Source organism: Pseudomonas sp. S2_H01, from assembly GCF_054668305.1.
The window spans coordinates 6179535-6194526 of sequence record NZ_CP162756.1 but is presented as its reverse complement, the minus strand read 5'-3'; the positions used below and the strand labels follow the sequence as shown (position 1 = coordinate 6194526).

Here is a 14992-nt window from a genome sequence, read left to right as displayed (position 1 = left end):
ATGGCCACCATCAAAGATGTGGCTGCAATTGCAGGCATTTCGTACACCACCGTGTCGCACGTTCTCAACAGAACGCGACCGGTGAGCGACGAAGTGCGCAAGAAAGTGGAAGCCGCCATTGCGCAACTGGACTACGTGCCCAGTGCCGTGGCGCGCTCCCTGAAAGCCAAATCCACTGCGACCATCGGGTTGCTGATTCCCAACGGCATCAACCCTTACTTTGCCGAGCTCGCTCGAGGCATCGAGGATTACTGCGAGCGCAACGGGTTCTGCGTGATCCTCTGCAACTCCGACGACAATCTGGACAAGCAGCGCAACTATTTGCGTGTGCTGCTGGAGAAGCGAGTGGACGGGTTGATCGTTTCATCGGTGGGCGGCGGCGACAGCCTGGTCGACAGCCTGGCATCGGTCAGGACGCCGATGGTCATCGTCGACCGTGACCTGGAAAATATCACGGCCGATCTGGTGCGCATCGACCATGAGCTGGGCGCCTATCTGGCCACCTCGCACCTGCTGGGGTTGGGGCATCGGCACATCGCCTGTATCAGTGGACCCGCTGAAACCAGCGTTGCGCGCATGCGTCTGGCCGGTTATCACCGTGCGATGCAGGAGGCGGGTATCGACGTTCCGGACAGCTGGGTCGTGGAAAGCGACTTCACAGGGCCCAGTGGCTACAAGGCTGCAGGCACGTTGCTGGAAAACGATCGGCCGACGGCGATCTTTGCCGCCAACGACATGGTGGGGATCGGCGTTTTGCGTGCGGCGGCGGAACGCAACGTTCGAGTGCCCGCCGATCTTTCGGTCATCGGCTTCGACGACATCCAGATGAGTCAGTACGTGTTCCCGGCGCTGACCACCGTGGGGCAGTCGATTCTGCAGCTGGGCGAGCGGGCCGCCGAGGTCTTGCTCAAGCGGATTTCGACCCGTGGCGACAGCGCGGTGCAACAGCTGATTGTTGCCCCAAGCATCGTGCTGCGTGAATCCACTGCGCCGCCAACCAACGCATTTAACGAGTTTCGCTGAGCCGGGCCGGTGCCCGGATTGAAGAGTAAAGACGTCATGCAAGCAAAAGTTGTGATAGTGGGCAGCCTCAATATGGATCTGGTGACACGCGCGCCGCGCTTGCCACGCGCCGGTGAAACCCTCGCCGGGCAGTCGTTCGTCACGGTCCCGGGCGGGAAGGGCGCAAACCAGGCGGTCGCGGCGGCGCGTCTCGGCGCCAGTGTGGCCATGATCGGTTGTGTCGGTGATGACGCCTACGGTGAGCAGTTGCGCGCCGCTTTGTTGGCCGAGGGCGTTGATTGTCAGGCCGTGACCGCCATTGCCGGTGAGTCGACCGGGGTTGCGCTGATCGTCGTGGATGACAGCAGCCAGAACGCGATCGTTATCGTTGCCGGCGGCAATGGGCAGGTCAGTGCCAGTGTGGTCGACCGTTTCGACGCGTTGCTCAGCCAGGCCGACGTGATCATCTGCCAGCTGGAAGTCCCGATGGCCACCGTTGGCCATGTCCTCAAGCGAGGGCGCGAGCTGGGTAAGACGGTCATCCTCAATCCCGCTCCGGCGAGCGGTCCGTTGCCCGCTGAATGGTACGCCTGGATTGATTACCTGATCCCGAACGAAAGCGAGGCGACAGCGTTGACAGGGTTGCCGGTCGACAGCGTGGCGACGGCCGATGCAGCCGCCACGGCCTTGCTTGCGTCGGGTGTGGGCAAGGTCATTGTCACATTGGGTGAGCAAGGGGCGTTATTCGCCAGTCAGTCAGGTTCTGCGCATTTCCCGGCGCCAAAGGTCAAAGCGGTCGATACCACTGCGGCAGGTGACACGTTTGTCGGCGGGTTTGCGGCGGCGCTGGCTGAAGGCAAGTCTGAGCCGGACGCGATACGTTTCGGACAGATCGCGGCGGCGTTGTCCGTCACCCGTTCTGGCGCTCAGCCTTCCATTCCCACCTTCAATGATGTCCAGGGTTATCAGCCATGAAAAAAACACCACTGCTCAATATCGCGCTGTCACGGGTGGTCGCGTCGCTGGGGCATGGCGATATCCTGATGATCGTCGACGCCGGGATGCCGGTGCCTGCGGGCGTCGAGCTCATTGATCTGGCCGTCACCCACGGAGTGCCTGACTTCGTCAGTGTGTTGAACACCGTGCTCGCTGAAATGCAGGTGGAAAGCCATGTGCTCGCCGATGAAATGCGTGAAAAGCAGCCGCCGGCGTTGACTGTGCTCGACACGCTTAACGCAGCAGGCCATCTGGGCGAGCAGCGTCTTGTCAGCCATGAAGCGTTGAAGCAGTTGAGCCGCAACGCTCGCGCCATTGTGCGCACCGGTGAATGCCAGCCGTACACGAACATTGCACTGGTGTCCGGCGTCGTCTTCTGACGCCACCGCTTTTCGTGCCATCCTCAAGAAACAGGGAGTTTCCTATGCACACAAGTCGTCACGTTTTCGTTCACCTGATCAGGAGCGTTGCCCTTTTGGCCATCCTTTGCGCCACGGCTGTTCAAGCCGCCGAAAAACGCGACCTGATCATCGACACCGATCCCGGGGCGGACGACGTCGTCGCGCTGCTGTTGGCTTTGGCCTCTCCTGAAGAGCTGAACGTCATGGCGATCACCACGGTGGCCGGTAACGTACGCATTGATAAAACGTCGCGTAACGCACGCCTGGCCCGGGAGTGGGCAGGGCGCGAGGAGGTCCCGGTTTACGCGGGCGCCGGTCGGCCGCTGGTGCGCACGCCGATCTATGCCGAGAACATTCACGGCAAGGAAGGTCTTCCGGGCGTCGAGGTGCACGAACCGAAAAAAGGTCTGGCTGAGGGTAATGCAGTTCAGTATCTGGTGGAGACGCTGCGCAACGCTGCGCCTCATAGCATCACCATTGCCATGCTTGGGCCGCAAACGAATCTGGCGCTCGCGCTGGTTCAAGCGCCGGAGATCACGCAAGGCATCAAGGAAGTGGTGGTGATGGGCGGCGCGCACTTCAACGGCGGCAACATCACGCCAGTGGCGGAATTCAATCTATATGCCGATCCGGATGCTGCCAAGGTTGTCTTGGCCAGCGGGGTCAAACTGACCTACGTGCCGCTGGATGTGACGCACAAGATTCTCACCAGCGATCAGCGCCTCAAGCAGATCGAAGCCTTGAACAACCAGGCAGGCAAGCGGGTCGGCAGTATTCTCAATGAGTACGTCAAGGCTGACATGGTGCATTACGGGCTGCCAGGTGGCCCGGTGCATGACGCCAGCGTCATCGCATGGCTGCTGAAGCCGGAGCTGTTCAGCGGCAGGCAGGTCAACCTGGTGATCGACAGCCGTGAAGGCCCTGGATTTGGTCAGACGGTTGCCGACTGGTATGACACGCTGGGACAGAACAAGAACGTGTTCTGGGTCGAAAATGGCGATGCCCAAGGATTCTTCGACCTGCTGACCCAGCGTCTTGGACGTCTCAAGTAATCGCGATCAAGCGTTGTCCAGAACCTCGGTGGAATAGCGCAGAAACACCTGGTTCATGAAATTCTGGGCACCCGAGGTGCCCAGTTCCTTGACCAGCAGATCGACTGCAATGATGGCCAGTTCCTCCGGGCTTCCCGGGCTGTGCGCACAGTGTCCCTGGGGCCATTTCGCCTTGATGTCCGCATCGATCGATACGATTGCCATGGTGTCTCGTCCCTCTCGAAAACTGTCAATTCCTGCCATCAATACCCGCGGTTGAGCGTGCGAGCAGGGCGTGCAGTAAACCATCTTGTCTGCTTTTGCGCACTGCTACTTAGGCATGAACACCGATGCATGCCAGAATTGCTGACTTTCATGGCAGGGCCTTACCGGTGTCTATCGATCTGACCGATTCACGATCTTTTACCCTCGAAGCTGTGCGGCAGATGATCGCAAGCGCAAATGACAATACCCATAACCAGCTACGGGTCAGCCGTGATGGCAAAGCATGGCTGTCGAGTGCGGCAGTAGGCGGGGTCGATATCGACGGCCTGTTGTTTCGACTCGAAACATGGGCTGCCGGCTCCGGCTGTGTCGGTCCGGTCGCGGCGAGCGATGCGGTCTGGGTGACGCAGATATACAACGCCTTGCGGGATAACTGGGCAGACCCCCGCATGGATTATGTGGACGTTTACTAGCGCTCAGGGGTGAGCGACTTTCCAAACGTTTTGTGACGATTTGTTTGCCCAGGCCAAGGCCGGTCTCCGGCAGACTTCGGGCCTTGTCGGCGACACCGCCAGACCGCGGTTTTCAGGGTGTCAACGAAACCCTGCGGATTGATCGCTGTCGCACAGGTTCTGGTTCACGTTAAACGTAAGGAGTTCATATGCCCTGGAAACATGCATCATCGGGTCTGGTTTTGTTGACGGCAGTGCTGGCGGGGTGCAGCAGCACCCCCGAGTCGTCGAAACCGGCGGAGAGCGCGGTTGCCACCGAATCCGGTCACTCCCGTTGTGATGCTGCCGCTGCACAATTTGCGGTGGGCCAACCGGCATCTGCGGCGCTGCTGGAGCAGGCGCGCGTCAAGGCGGGTGCACAGACGGCCAGAGTGCTTGGGCCCAATGACATGGTGACGCTGGAGTACCGTTCGGATCGCCTGAATATGAATACCGATCAGGCCGCAACGGTCAATCGTGTCAATTGCGGCTAAGTACCGTTTTTGAGGCACAAAAAAACCCCGTCAGTGACGGGGTTTTTTTAGCGCGCTCGGATTACTCCGGGCGAACCTGAGCGGCTTGCATGCCCTTTTGGCCTTTCTCAGCCACGAAAGAGACAGTCTGGCCTTCTTTCAGGCTTTTGAAACCGTCGGATTCGATAGCTTTGAAGTGTACGAACAGGTCGTCACCGCCACCCTGTGGAGTGATAAAGCCGAAGCCTTTTTCATCGTTGAACCATTTTACGGTGCCGGTTTGGCGATTAGACATGGTGTATCTCCAGAAACATAATATTCAGTAGTGCTGTGCTGCTCAGGCCAACTGGGCACACGGGGGCTATCATAGTCGAATTGTGTGAATGCTGGACTTTTTCAGTAAGAACTTTGCGCCATTACCGCAAATATAATGGCCAAAAAGCGCGTCTGCATTGCCGTTTCAACTCGGGGATGAGCCGCCGTTCAGAGCCTTAAGAGTGACTGAAGCCCCCGTATTTCGGGGGCTTCGGTTGTTCTTGGCAGGTGTCCCGTCGAGAAGGCTGAGGCCTTCTCATCGCGGAATGTAAATTTTTTATTTTTTGCCTTTGAGGCAGTTCTCGCCGACCGCTTTTTGCAGGCGAGAGGTCATTTCGGTACTCGGAGGTGTCGTTTTGTCATTCAACGAGGCGATCTCCTTGTCCGAGAAGTTTTTGTTGATCTGTTGAGCGCCGCATTCGCAATGCGCTTGCACGGCCTTGGCGTCCATCCCCGGATTGTTCTGGGTGGCGGCGGCGGAGCACTCATTCATGTAAGTCGTCTTGGTTTTTGCGTCCATGGCGGCATGAGCGCTGATCGGAAGAGTCAACGCCAACGGTGCGAGGAGGGCGGCAACACGTAGAAGCTTCATGGTTGTTTCCTTTTTGTCTGTGGAACCTGCGAAAGCACAGGTCTTTAACGGGTCTCGGTTAATCTGACGGCAGGGATTCGCACCAGTTCAGTGTTCGGAACCTTCCCACAGTAATCGAAGAAAACTTTATGGCCGCGGCAGCCGGGTTATGTGACCCGCGACAGACGGTCTGTGCTAGGATGCGCGTCCTGTAGATTCGCTCGCGTCTCGCGGGGCAGGTGCTGCGTGAAGCGATGCCTGTCGATTTCGTCAAATCCAGTCACTCTGGTTCGGTCCAACGGTTGGCCTTTGGGCTCCTGCCACTGTGAGGCAGGTACACCACCGAATCGCGTACTGGCTCTATCCCAACCCACGTGACCTTTGGTAGGGGTCACCACTAGGAGAGGAGGCGCCATGCCAACTATTACTCTTCCCGACGGCAGTCAACGTTCTTTCGATCACCCGGTCTCTGTTGCCGAGGTCGCGGCCTCCATTGGCACGGGCCTGGCTAAAGCCACCGTTGCCGGCAAGGTCAACGGTCAACTGGTCGATGCCAGCGACATCATCACTGCCGACGCGAGTCTGCAAATCATCACCCCGAAAGACCATGAAGGCCTGGAGATCATTCGTCACTCCTGCGCACACCTGGTTGGCCACGCGGTCAAGCAACTGTACCCGACCGCCAAAATGGTGATTGGTCCGGTGATCGATGACGGCTTCTATTACGATATCGCCTACGAGCGCCCGTTCACGCCAGATGACATGGCGGCGATCGAGCAGCGCATGCAGCAGCTGATCGAAAAGGATTACGACGTCATCAAGAAAGTCACTCCGCGCGCGGAAGTGATCGAGGTGTTCAAGGCGCGTGGCGAAGACTACAAACTGCGCCTGGTCGAGGACATGCCGAATGAAACGGCGATGGGCCTCTACTACCACGAAGAATATGTCGACATGTGCCGTGGTCCGCACGTGCCGAATACCCGCTTCCTCAAGTCGTTCAAATTGACCAAGCTGTCCGGCGCCTACTGGCGCGGCGACGCCAAGAACGAGCAGCTGCAGCGCGTGTACGGCACCGCCTGGGCTGACAAGAAGCAACTGGCTGCTTACATCCAGCGCATCGAAGAAGCGGAAAAACGCGACCATCGCAAGATCGGCAAGCGTCTGGGCCTGTTCCACACCCAGGAAGAAGCGCCAGGCATGGTGTTCTGGCACCCGAACGGCTGGACGCTGTATCAGGTGCTTGAGCAATACATGCGCAAGACCCAGCGTGAAAATGGCTATCTGGAAATCAAGACGCCGCAGGTTGTTGACCGCTCGCTGTGGGAGAAATCCGGGCACTGGGCCAACTACGCTGAAAACATGTTCACCACCGAATCTGAAAGCCGCGACTACGCGATCAAGCCGATGAACTGCCCTTGCCATGTGCAGGTGTTCAATCAAGGCCTGAAGAGCTACCGCGAGCTGCCGATGCGGCTGGCCGAGTTCGGCGCCTGTCACCGTAACGAACCGTCGGGTGCGTTGCACGGCATCATGCGTGTGCGTGCGTTCACTCAGGATGACGCCCACATCTTCTGCACCGAAGAGCAGATGCAGGCTGAATCCGCTGCGTTCATCAAGCTGACCATGGATGTCTATGCCGACTTCGGCTTTAAGGACATCGAGATGAAGCTGTCGACCCGTCCTGAAAAGCGTGTCGGCTCTGATGACTTGTGGGATCGCGCGGAAGCTGCGTTGGCGGCCGCACTGGACAGCGCGGGCCTGCCGTACGATCTGCAGCCGGGCGAGGGCGCGTTCTATGGCCCGAAAATTGAATTTTCCCTCAAGGATTGCTTGGGTCGCGTGTGGCAATGCGGTACATTGCAGCTCGATTTCAACCTGCCAATCCGTTTGGGTGCCGAATTTGTTTCGGAAGACAACGGTCGTAAGCATCCGGTCATGTTGCACCGTGCGATTCTCGGTTCTTTCGAGCGTTTCATCGGAATTCTGATCGAGCACTACGAAGGTGCATTCCCCGCCTGGCTGGCTCCAACTCAGGCAGTGATCATGAATATCACTGATAAACAGGCAGATTTTGCCCTTGAGGTGGAAAAAACTCTGGCTGAAAGCGGGTTTCGTGCCAAGTCCGACTTGAGAAATGAAAAGATCGGCTTTAAAATCCGCGAGCATACTTTGCTCAAGGTTCCTTATCTCCTCGTCATTGGGGATCGGGAGGTTGAAACGCAAACTGTCGCTGTGCGTACCCGTGAAGGCGCAGACCTCGGCTCAATGCCGGTCGCTCAATTCTCGGAGTTCCTTGCACAAGCGGTTTCCCGGCGTGGTCGCCAAGATTCGGAGTAATTATTATTAAGCGTGAAATGAGACAAGATAAACGAGCTGCACCGAAGGCCCCGATCAACGAGAATATCTCGGCACGCGAGGTTCGGTTAATTGGCGCTGACGGCGAGCAGGTTGGCATCGTCTCGATTGATGAAGCGCTTCGTATAGCTGAAGAAGCCAAGCTTGATCTGGTAGAGATTTCTGCCGACGCAATACCGCCGGTCTGTCGTGTGATGGATTACGGCAAGTCTATCTTCGAGAAGAAGAAGCAGGTTGCTGCGGCGAAGAAAAACCAGAAGCAGATTCAGGTTAAAGAAATCAAGTTTCGTCCAGGGACGGAGGAAGGGGATTACCAGGTAAAACTACGCAACCTGGTACGTTTCCTGAGTGACGGGGACAGGGCCAAGGTATCGTTGAGATTCCGCGGTCGTGAGATGGCCCACCAGGAGCTGGGTATGGAGCTGTTGAAGCGGGTTGAACAAGACCTGCTCGAATACGGCGCCGTCGAACAGCATCCTAAGATGGAAGGACGCCAGCTGATCATGGTCATCGCCCCGAAAAAGAAGAAATAACCACCAGGGCACGGCAGGCCTTGCGGTTATGTTTATCAACTGAATGCGGAGTATCCGAACATGCCAAAGATGAAGACTAAAAGTGGTGCAGCTAAGCGGTTTCTGAAAACCGCGAATGGCATCAAGCACAAACACGCTTTCAAGAGCCACATCCTGACCAAAATGTCGACCAAGCGTAAGCGTCAACTGCGCGGAAGCAGCCTGCTGCATCCGTCTGACGTGGCAAAAGTCGAGCGCATGCTGCGCCTTCGTTAATTTTGATCAAGAATAGAGGAAGTAACTCATGGCTCGTGTAAAGCGTGGCGTCATTGCCCGTAAGCGTCACAAAAAAATTCTGAAACTTGCTAAAGGCTACTACGGCGCGCGTTCACGCGTATTCCGTGTTGCCAAGCAAGCGGTAATCAAGGCAGGCCAATACGCCTACCGTGACCGTCGTCAGAAAAAACGTCAGTTCCGCGCTCTGTGGATCGCTCGTATCAACGCTGGTGCGCGTATCAACGGTCTGTCCTACAGCCGTTTCATCGCTGGCCTGAAAAAAGCGTCGATCGAAATCGACCGTAAGGTTCTGGCTGATCTGGCAGTGAACGAAAAAGCGGCGTTTGCTGCGATTGTCGAGAAAGCTAAAGCCACTCTGGCCTAAGTCCCCGGCAATCACCGGACCTCGTTTCGGGGTTCGGTGTTAAACGTCATAGATAGGGGAAGAGCCTTGTAAGCTCTTCCCCTATTTCGTATCTGGAGTCTGTACATGGAAAACCTGGACGCGCTGGTCTCTCAAGCACTTGAGGCTGTGCAAAGCGCCGAAGATATCAATGCCCTGGAGCAAATCCGGGTTCACTACCTCGGCAAGAAGGGTGAATTGACTCAGGTGATGAAGACCCTGGGGAATTTGCCGGCTGAAGAGCGTCCGCAAGTCGGCGCCCTGATCAACGTTGCCAAGGAGCGTGTCACAGAGGTTCTCAATGCGCGTAAGGCGTCGTTCGAGGAAGCGGATCTTGCCGCCAAACTCGCCGCCGAATCGATTGACGTAACCCTGCCTGGCCGCGGACAGGCCACGGGTGGTCTGCACCCTGTCACCCGGACTCTGGAGCGTATCGAACAATTTTTCACCCACATTGGCTACGGCATCGCCGAAGGTCCTGAGGTGGAAGACGATTACCACAACTTTGAAGCGCTCAACATCCCAGGCCATCACCCGGCCCGGTCGATGCATGACACCTTCTATTTCAATGCGAACATGTTGCTGCGCACCCATACCTCGCCGGTACAGGTCCGCACCATGGAATCGAACAAGCCGCCGATCCGCATCGTCTGTCCAGGCCGTGTGTACCGTAGCGACTCCGATATCACTCACTCCCCGATGTTCCATCAGGTCGAAGGCCTGCTGGTCGACCGCGATATCAATTTCGCCGACCTGAAGGGCACCATCGAAGAGTTTCTGCGCGTGTTCTTTGAAAAAGAACTGGCAGTGCGTTTCCGCCCCTCGTACTTCCCGTTTACCGAGCCTTCCGCCGAAGTCGATATGGAGTGCGTGATGTGCAGCGGTAAAGGCTGCCGCGTCTGCAAGCAGACCGGCTGGCTGGAAGTCATGGGCTGCGGCATGGTTCATCCGAACGTGCTGCGTATGTCCGGCATCGATCCGGAAGAATTCCAGGGCTTTGCTTTCGGCATGGGCGCAGAGCGTCTCGCCATGCTGCGTTACGGCGTCAATGACTTGCGCCTGTTCTTCGACAACGACTTGCGGTTCCTCGCGCAATTTCGCTAGGGACCCTGCGCGACGCCACCGGATGGGTGGTGTTCGTGCGGTGGTCAGGTCGCAGATCCGTAACGAATCTATCAGGAGAGCAGGATGAAATTCAGTGAACAGTGGTTGCGCGGCTGGGTAAGCCCGCAAGTCTCCCGTGACGAGCTGGTAGCGCGTCTGTCGATGGCGGGTCTGGAGGTCGATAGCGTGACCCCGGCCGCCGGAGTTTTCAGTGGTGTTGTGGTGGGTGAAGTGGTCAGCACCGAACAGCACCCAGACGCTGACAAACTGCGCGTTTGTCAGGTCAGCAATGGTTCGGAAACGTTTCAGGTTGTCTGCGGTGCGCCCAACGTGCGCCCAGGCCTGAAGATTCCTTTCGCCATGATCGGCGCCGAATTGCCGGGCGACTTCAAGATCAAGAAAGCGAAGCTCCGTGGCGTTGAGTCCAATGGCATGCTCTGCTCACAGGCTGAGCTGCACGTGGGCGAGGGCAACGACGGCCTGATGGAATTGCCGGCTGACGCGCCGGTGGGCAAGGATTTCCGTGCCTACCTGGAGCTGGACGACGCCAGCATCGAAGTCGACCTGACGCCTAACCGTGGCGACTGCCTGTCCGTCGCCGGTCTGGCCCGTGAAGTGGGCGCATTGTATGACGCGACCGTTACACGTCCACAGGTTGCCGTTGTTCCAGCGGTCCACGATGAAGTGCGCTCGGTCGACGTCCTGGCGCCGGCCGCGTGCCCGCGTTACCTGGGTCGTGTCATTCGTAACGTTGACTTGTCTCGTCCGACTCCGCTCTGGATGGTTGAGCGTCTGCGCCGTTCCGAGGTGCGCAGCATCGACGCCGCCGTCGACATCACCAACTACGTCATGCTCGAGCTGGGACAGCCACTGCACGCGTTCGATCTCGCCGAGATCAACGGCGGTATACGCGTTCGAATGGCGGAAGAGGGTGAGAAGCTTGTTCTGCTGGACGGCCAGGAAGTCAGCCTGCGCGCCGACACCTTGGTCATCGCCGATCACCAGCGCGCTTTGGCGATCGCGGGCGTCATGGGCGGCGAACACAGTGGCGTGAACACCGCGACGACGCGTGACATCTTTCTGGAAAGTGCTTTCTTCGATCAAATCGCAGTTGCCGGTAAAGCGCGCTCGTATGGCCTGCACACCGACGCCTCGCACCGCTATGAGCGCGGTGTTGACTGGCAGCTCGCGCGTGAAGCGATGGAGCGCGCCACGGGCTTGCTTCTGGAGATCACGGGTGGCGAAGCCGGTCCGGTCATCGAAACCGTCAGCGAGCAACATTTGCCGTCAATTGCACCTGTCACCCTGCGCGCCGATCGTATCGAGCAGATGCTCGGCATGAAGATGGACGCCAGTGAAGTCGAGCGCCTGCTCACTGGGTTGGGTCTTAAGGTTGCGGCTGATTCGGCGGGCCAATGGCGCGTTGAAGTGCCAAGTCACCGTTTCGACATCTCGCTCGAAGTCGACTTGATTGAAGAGCTGGCGCGTTTGTACGGTTACAACCGCCTGCCGGTTCGTTATCCGCAGGCGCGTCTGGCGCCTCAGGCCCGCGCCGAAGCGCAGGGTGATCTGCCAGCGTTGCGTCGTCTGTTGGTTGCGCGGGGTTATCAAGAGGCAATTACGTACAGCTTCATCGATCAGAAATGGTTCGAACTGTTCAATCCTGGCGTCGAGCCGCTGCTGTTGGCCAACCCGATTTCCGCCGACATGGCGGCGATGCGTTCGTCGCTGTGGCCAGGCTTGGTCAAGGCGCTCCAGCACAACCTCAATCGTCAACAGGACCGCGTCCGCCTGTTCGAGAGTGGCTTGCGTTTCGTCGGTCAACTGGAAGGTTTGAAACAAGAGCCTATGCTGGCAGGTGTGATCTGCGGCAGCCGTTTGCCTGAAGGTTGGGCACAGGGCCGCGATGCAGTGGACTTCTTCGACGTCAAGGCTGACGTTGAAGCCGTGCTTGGCTTTGCCGGCGCACTGGATGACTTCCGTTTTGTGCCGGGTAAACACCCAGCGCTTCACCCGGGTCAGACCGCGCGCATTGAGCGAGACGGTCGCGAAGTCGGGTACATCGGCGCCTTGCACCCGGAGCTGAGCAAGACACTCGGTCTTGACCGCCCGGTGTTCGTGTTCGAGCTGGTACTGGCTGATGTCGCCCAAGGGCGCTTGCCTAAATTCCACGAGCTGTCGCGCTTCCCTGAGGTCCGTCGAGACCTGGCATTGCTCGCAGATCGTGAGGTCGCGGCGACGGCGGTGATGGACGTTATTCGTGAAAATGCAGGGGAATGGCTTACAGACCTCAGGTTATTTGATGTTTATCAGGGTAAAGGCATTGATCCGCATAGAAAAAGCCTTGCAGTTGGCTTGACCTGGCAACATCCATCGCGCACTCTTACTGATGATGAGGTAAACGCTTCGACGCAGCAAATTCTCACCTCGCTTGAGGAAAGGTTAAACGCCACGTTAAGGAAGTAGCGTATGGGGGCTCTGACGAAAGCTGAGATGGCCGAACGTCTGTACGAAGAGCTAGGCCTGAATAAACGAGAAGCCAAGGAACTGGTTGAGCTGTTCTTTGAGGAAATCAGGCACGCTCTGGAAGATAACGAGCAGGTCAAATTGTCCGGATTCGGCAACTTTGACCTGCGAGATAAACGCCAGCGACCGGGTCGAAATCCCAAGACAGGGGAAGAAATTCCGATTACGGCTCGCCGTGTGGTCACCTTTCGCCCAGGGCAGAAACTGAAGGCCCGAGTTGAGGCTTATGCTGGAACCAAGTCATAACGACGAGCTACCGCCTATTCCCGGCAAACGCTACTTCACCATCGGTGAAGTCAGCGAGCTCTGCGCGGTCAAACCGCACGTTTTGCGTTATTGGGAGCAGGAGTTTCCTCAACTCAACCCGGTCAAGCGCCGTGGGAATCGTCGGTATTATCAGCGACAGGACGTGCTGATGATCCGACAAATCCGCGCGCTGCTCTATGACCAGGGCTTCACCATCGGCGGTGCCCGCTTGCGGATGTCCAGTGATGAGGTCAAGGACGATTCCCTGCAGTACAAGCAATTGATCAAACAAATGATCACTGAACTGGAAGACGTTTTGGTCGTGCTACGCACCTGACGTAGGTGAATCAAAATACTTCCATCATTCAAAAGCTTAGGGTATATTCCTCGACGCTTTCGCAAGAAGCGACAACAGATTCACGCCTAGTCGGGGCGTAGCGCAGTCCGGTAGCGCACTAGCATGGGGTGCTAGGGGTCGAGTGTTCGAATCACTCCGTCCCGACCATATCTTTCAATGACTTAGCCCAATCTTTTCAGGTTGGGCTTTTTCATGCATAGGGACTTTTGCGGGGAATCATCCCGTTTTCCTTTTCAAGATCGTCAGCGCCGGTCCTCGCGAATCGGTTGCCGATACTTTGTTTGCCTCCTCGATCAACTGCCCAAGCTCTGCGATAGAATAGTGGCTGGTGATGCTGCCGTTTCTATGTCCCAGCAATGCCTTTCGATCTTCCTCGGTCACACCCGCTGCACGCAACCTTCTGCCAAAGGTGTGCTTAAGGTCGTGGACCCTGATCGTTCTGAACCCAGGGTGCGCCGGTGACTTGTGTTCCTTTTCCCACTTCGACGCCGCCCGCACCCTGGCTTTCTTCCATGCTGTATCGTTCATCCGATGCATCGCGGTAGACCCGTGCGCGTCAGGCTGGCCGTACGGGAAGACATACTGCGCGTGCAACCCGCGTTGCCCGTCGATGATTCGCATTGCCACCTTGTTCAGCACAACGAGCCGTTCGTCCCGGTTTTTAACACCAGAACGTTCGCTTCGCCCGCCAAAGTCATCCGGAATCAGGAACACGCTCGTTCCCAGTTCCGGAACCCGTATTTCCCACTCCCACTTGAGTTTGCAGACCTCCTGCTCGCGGCAGCCGGTGTTCACCTTGTAGAGAGCCATCCTCAGCAGGTGATCCGGAATTTCCGCGAACAGAATCGACTGCTCTTCCCATGACATCGGGTAAGGCTTACGGCTCGACCTTTTCTCCTCCAGCATTGAGATCATTGGCACGCTATCCAGCCATGGCCGTTTCTCTGCGTCTCGCCACTTCCTGTGGCACAGGTTCAAGATCCGGACGACACGCTGCAACGCGATGTTGACCGTACGGTTCGAAACGCCTGGCTTCACCTTCCCCGTTGCAGTTTTCGTAGGCTTCTGCCGGTCGCGCTTAAACGCGGCAAGAGTCCCGTCATCTATATGCGTGATCGGCAGATCGCCTATGTACGGGTCCAACTGCTCGATGTGCGATGCAGACAGCGCGATTGACGCCTGATCCTTGAACTCCACCAAAAACCGTGTAGCCGCCTCGCGCCACGTTCGCACCTGGCGCACGCCGTAGACCTTTTCCTGCCTGAGCTTCTCCAGCCGGTGAATCAGGTATTGCTCCGCTTCCTGCCTTTCGCTTGCTCCAGTGCTTTCTTGAAGTCGCTGACCTCTGACGACCTTGTCGATGTGCCAGATTCCGTTTCTCTCGTAGAGACCGGAGATCGTTTTTCGCGCCATTTATTGACTCCTTGGCGCCCACTGCGGGGCTGATTGTTGTCCTGAACAGCGGCTTTTTCAATTGCCCTGGCCGAAATGTAGGCATCAGCCCACTCGTCCAGCTCATGCCGGTCGAATGCAACGCCCTGTTTTCCGATGGGGAATTCGCGGACTTGAGGACGTACGGTCTTGTTGAACTCATCCCGGCACATGCCGAGATAGCCAGGCGCATCACCGAACCGAATGAATCTCGGCAAGATGCTTGTCGCCTTGGCGGCTGTGGCGTTCGCCATGTTGGCTACCTCCGTCCGGGGT

The 14992-nt window shown here is 57.6% G+C and carries 18 protein-coding genes and 1 tRNA gene; 15 read left to right on the top strand and 4 right to left on the bottom strand.

All coding sequences use genetic code 11. From position 1 onward, the window contains the following. Genes AB4N84_RS27840 through AB4N84_RS27825 form a run of 4 tightly spaced genes read left to right on the top strand, consistent with a single transcriptional unit; the run spans position 1 to position 3451 of the window. Positions 1-1023 (top strand): LacI family DNA-binding transcriptional regulator, encoded by a 1023-nt coding sequence (locus AB4N84_RS27840; RefSeq protein WP_074753198.1) that lies wholly within the window; start codon positions 1-3, stop codon positions 1021-1023. A gap of 36 nt (positions 1024-1059) precedes the next feature. Beyond that, a complete protein-coding gene (gene rbsK / locus AB4N84_RS27835; protein WP_460044205.1) occupies positions 1060-1977 on the top strand; it encodes a ribokinase in 918 nt (305 codons plus the stop codon). After that, entirely contained in the window at positions 1974-2378 is a 405-nt protein-coding gene (gene rbsD, locus AB4N84_RS27830) for a D-ribose pyranase (protein ID WP_460044204.1), read from the top strand. The genes rbsK and rbsD overlap by 4 nt, the downstream gene beginning before the upstream one ends. A gap of 44 nt (positions 2379-2422) precedes the next feature. Continuing rightward, a complete protein-coding gene (locus AB4N84_RS27825) occupies positions 2423-3451 on the top strand; it encodes a nucleoside hydrolase (RefSeq protein ID WP_074753195.1) in 1029 nt (342 codons plus the stop codon). Positions 3452-3457: 6 nt separating this feature from the next. Here the strand turns inward: AB4N84_RS27825 and AB4N84_RS27820 are convergent, their stop codons facing one another. Further along, on the bottom strand, positions 3458-3655 hold the full coding sequence (locus AB4N84_RS27820; protein WP_074753194.1) for a hypothetical protein: 198 nt from the start codon (positions 3653-3655) through the stop codon (positions 3458-3460). A gap of 167 nt (positions 3656-3822) precedes the next feature. On the opposite strand from AB4N84_RS27820, the gene AB4N84_RS27815 reads away from it, so the two are divergent. Continuing rightward, entirely contained in the window at positions 3823-4128 is a 306-nt protein-coding gene (locus AB4N84_RS27815; protein WP_074753488.1) for a hypothetical protein, read from the top strand. Positions 4129-4316: 188 nt separating this feature from the next. Continuing rightward, positions 4317-4640 (top strand): I78 family peptidase inhibitor, encoded by a 324-nt coding sequence (locus AB4N84_RS27810; RefSeq protein WP_460044203.1) that lies wholly within the window; start codon positions 4317-4319, stop codon positions 4638-4640. A gap of 61 nt (positions 4641-4701) precedes the next feature. Here the strand turns inward: AB4N84_RS27810 and AB4N84_RS27805 are convergent, their stop codons facing one another. Both AB4N84_RS27805 and AB4N84_RS27800 read right to left on the bottom strand, forming a co-directional pair. Continuing rightward, positions 4702-4914 (bottom strand): cold-shock protein, encoded by a 213-nt coding sequence (locus AB4N84_RS27805; RefSeq protein WP_003179963.1) that lies wholly within the window; start codon positions 4912-4914, stop codon positions 4702-4704. A gap of 297 nt (positions 4915-5211) precedes the next feature. After that, a complete protein-coding gene (locus AB4N84_RS27800) occupies positions 5212-5526 on the bottom strand; it encodes a hypothetical protein (protein ID WP_074753192.1) in 315 nt (104 codons plus the stop codon). A 393-nt stretch (positions 5527-5919) separates the two neighbouring features. On the opposite strand from AB4N84_RS27800, the gene thrS reads away from it, so the two are divergent. The 9 genes from thrS to AB4N84_RS27755 all read left to right on the top strand — a co-directional run bounded on the left by thrS (position 5920) and on the right by AB4N84_RS27755 (position 13432). Continuing rightward, on the top strand, positions 5920-7842 hold the full coding sequence (gene thrS / locus AB4N84_RS27795; protein ID WP_460044201.1) for a threonine--tRNA ligase: 1923 nt from the start codon (positions 5920-5922) through the stop codon (positions 7840-7842). Beyond that, entirely contained in the window at positions 7842-8393 is a 552-nt protein-coding gene (infC, locus tag AB4N84_RS27790; protein WP_208605171.1) for a translation initiation factor IF-3, read from the top strand. The genes thrS and infC overlap by 1 nt, the downstream gene beginning before the upstream one ends. Before the next feature lie 60 nt (positions 8394-8453). Beyond that, positions 8454-8648, top strand: a complete 195-nt coding sequence (rpmI, locus tag AB4N84_RS27785) for a 50S ribosomal protein L35 (protein ID WP_002553160.1) — start codon at positions 8454-8456, stop codon at positions 8646-8648. 28 nt (positions 8649-8676) lie between these two features. After that, on the top strand, positions 8677-9033 hold the full coding sequence (rplT, locus tag AB4N84_RS27780; protein ID WP_007905879.1) for a 50S ribosomal protein L20: 357 nt from the start codon (positions 8677-8679) through the stop codon (positions 9031-9033). 105 nt (positions 9034-9138) lie between these two features. After that, a complete protein-coding gene (gene pheS, locus AB4N84_RS27775; protein WP_074753189.1) occupies positions 9139-10155 on the top strand; it encodes a phenylalanine--tRNA ligase subunit alpha in 1017 nt (338 codons plus the stop codon). 84 nt (positions 10156-10239) lie between these two features. After that, positions 10240-12621, top strand: coding sequence for a phenylalanine--tRNA ligase subunit beta (pheT, locus tag AB4N84_RS27770; RefSeq protein ID WP_460044199.1), 2382 nt, complete (start codon positions 10240-10242; stop codon positions 12619-12621). A 3-nt stretch (positions 12622-12624) separates the two neighbouring features. After that, positions 12625-12927, top strand: coding sequence for an integration host factor subunit alpha (ihfA, locus tag AB4N84_RS27765; protein ID WP_002553164.1), 303 nt, complete (start codon positions 12625-12627; stop codon positions 12925-12927). Then, positions 12908-13264 carry a MerR family transcriptional regulator gene (locus tag AB4N84_RS27760; protein WP_074753187.1) on the top strand — a complete coding sequence of 119 codons (357 nt, stop codon included), beginning with the start codon at positions 12908-12910 and terminating at the stop codon, positions 13262-13264. The genes ihfA and AB4N84_RS27760 overlap by 20 nt, the downstream gene beginning before the upstream one ends. Positions 13265-13355: 91 nt before the next feature. Further along, positions 13356-13432: transfer RNA gene (locus tag AB4N84_RS27755), tRNA-Pro, on the top strand. A 69-nt stretch (positions 13433-13501) separates the two neighbouring features. Here the strand turns inward: AB4N84_RS27755 and AB4N84_RS27750 are convergent. Next, entirely contained in the window at positions 13502-14698 is a 1197-nt protein-coding gene (locus AB4N84_RS27750; RefSeq protein ID WP_460044198.1) for a tyrosine-type recombinase/integrase, read from the bottom strand. Positions 14699-14992 lie beyond the last annotated feature (294 nt).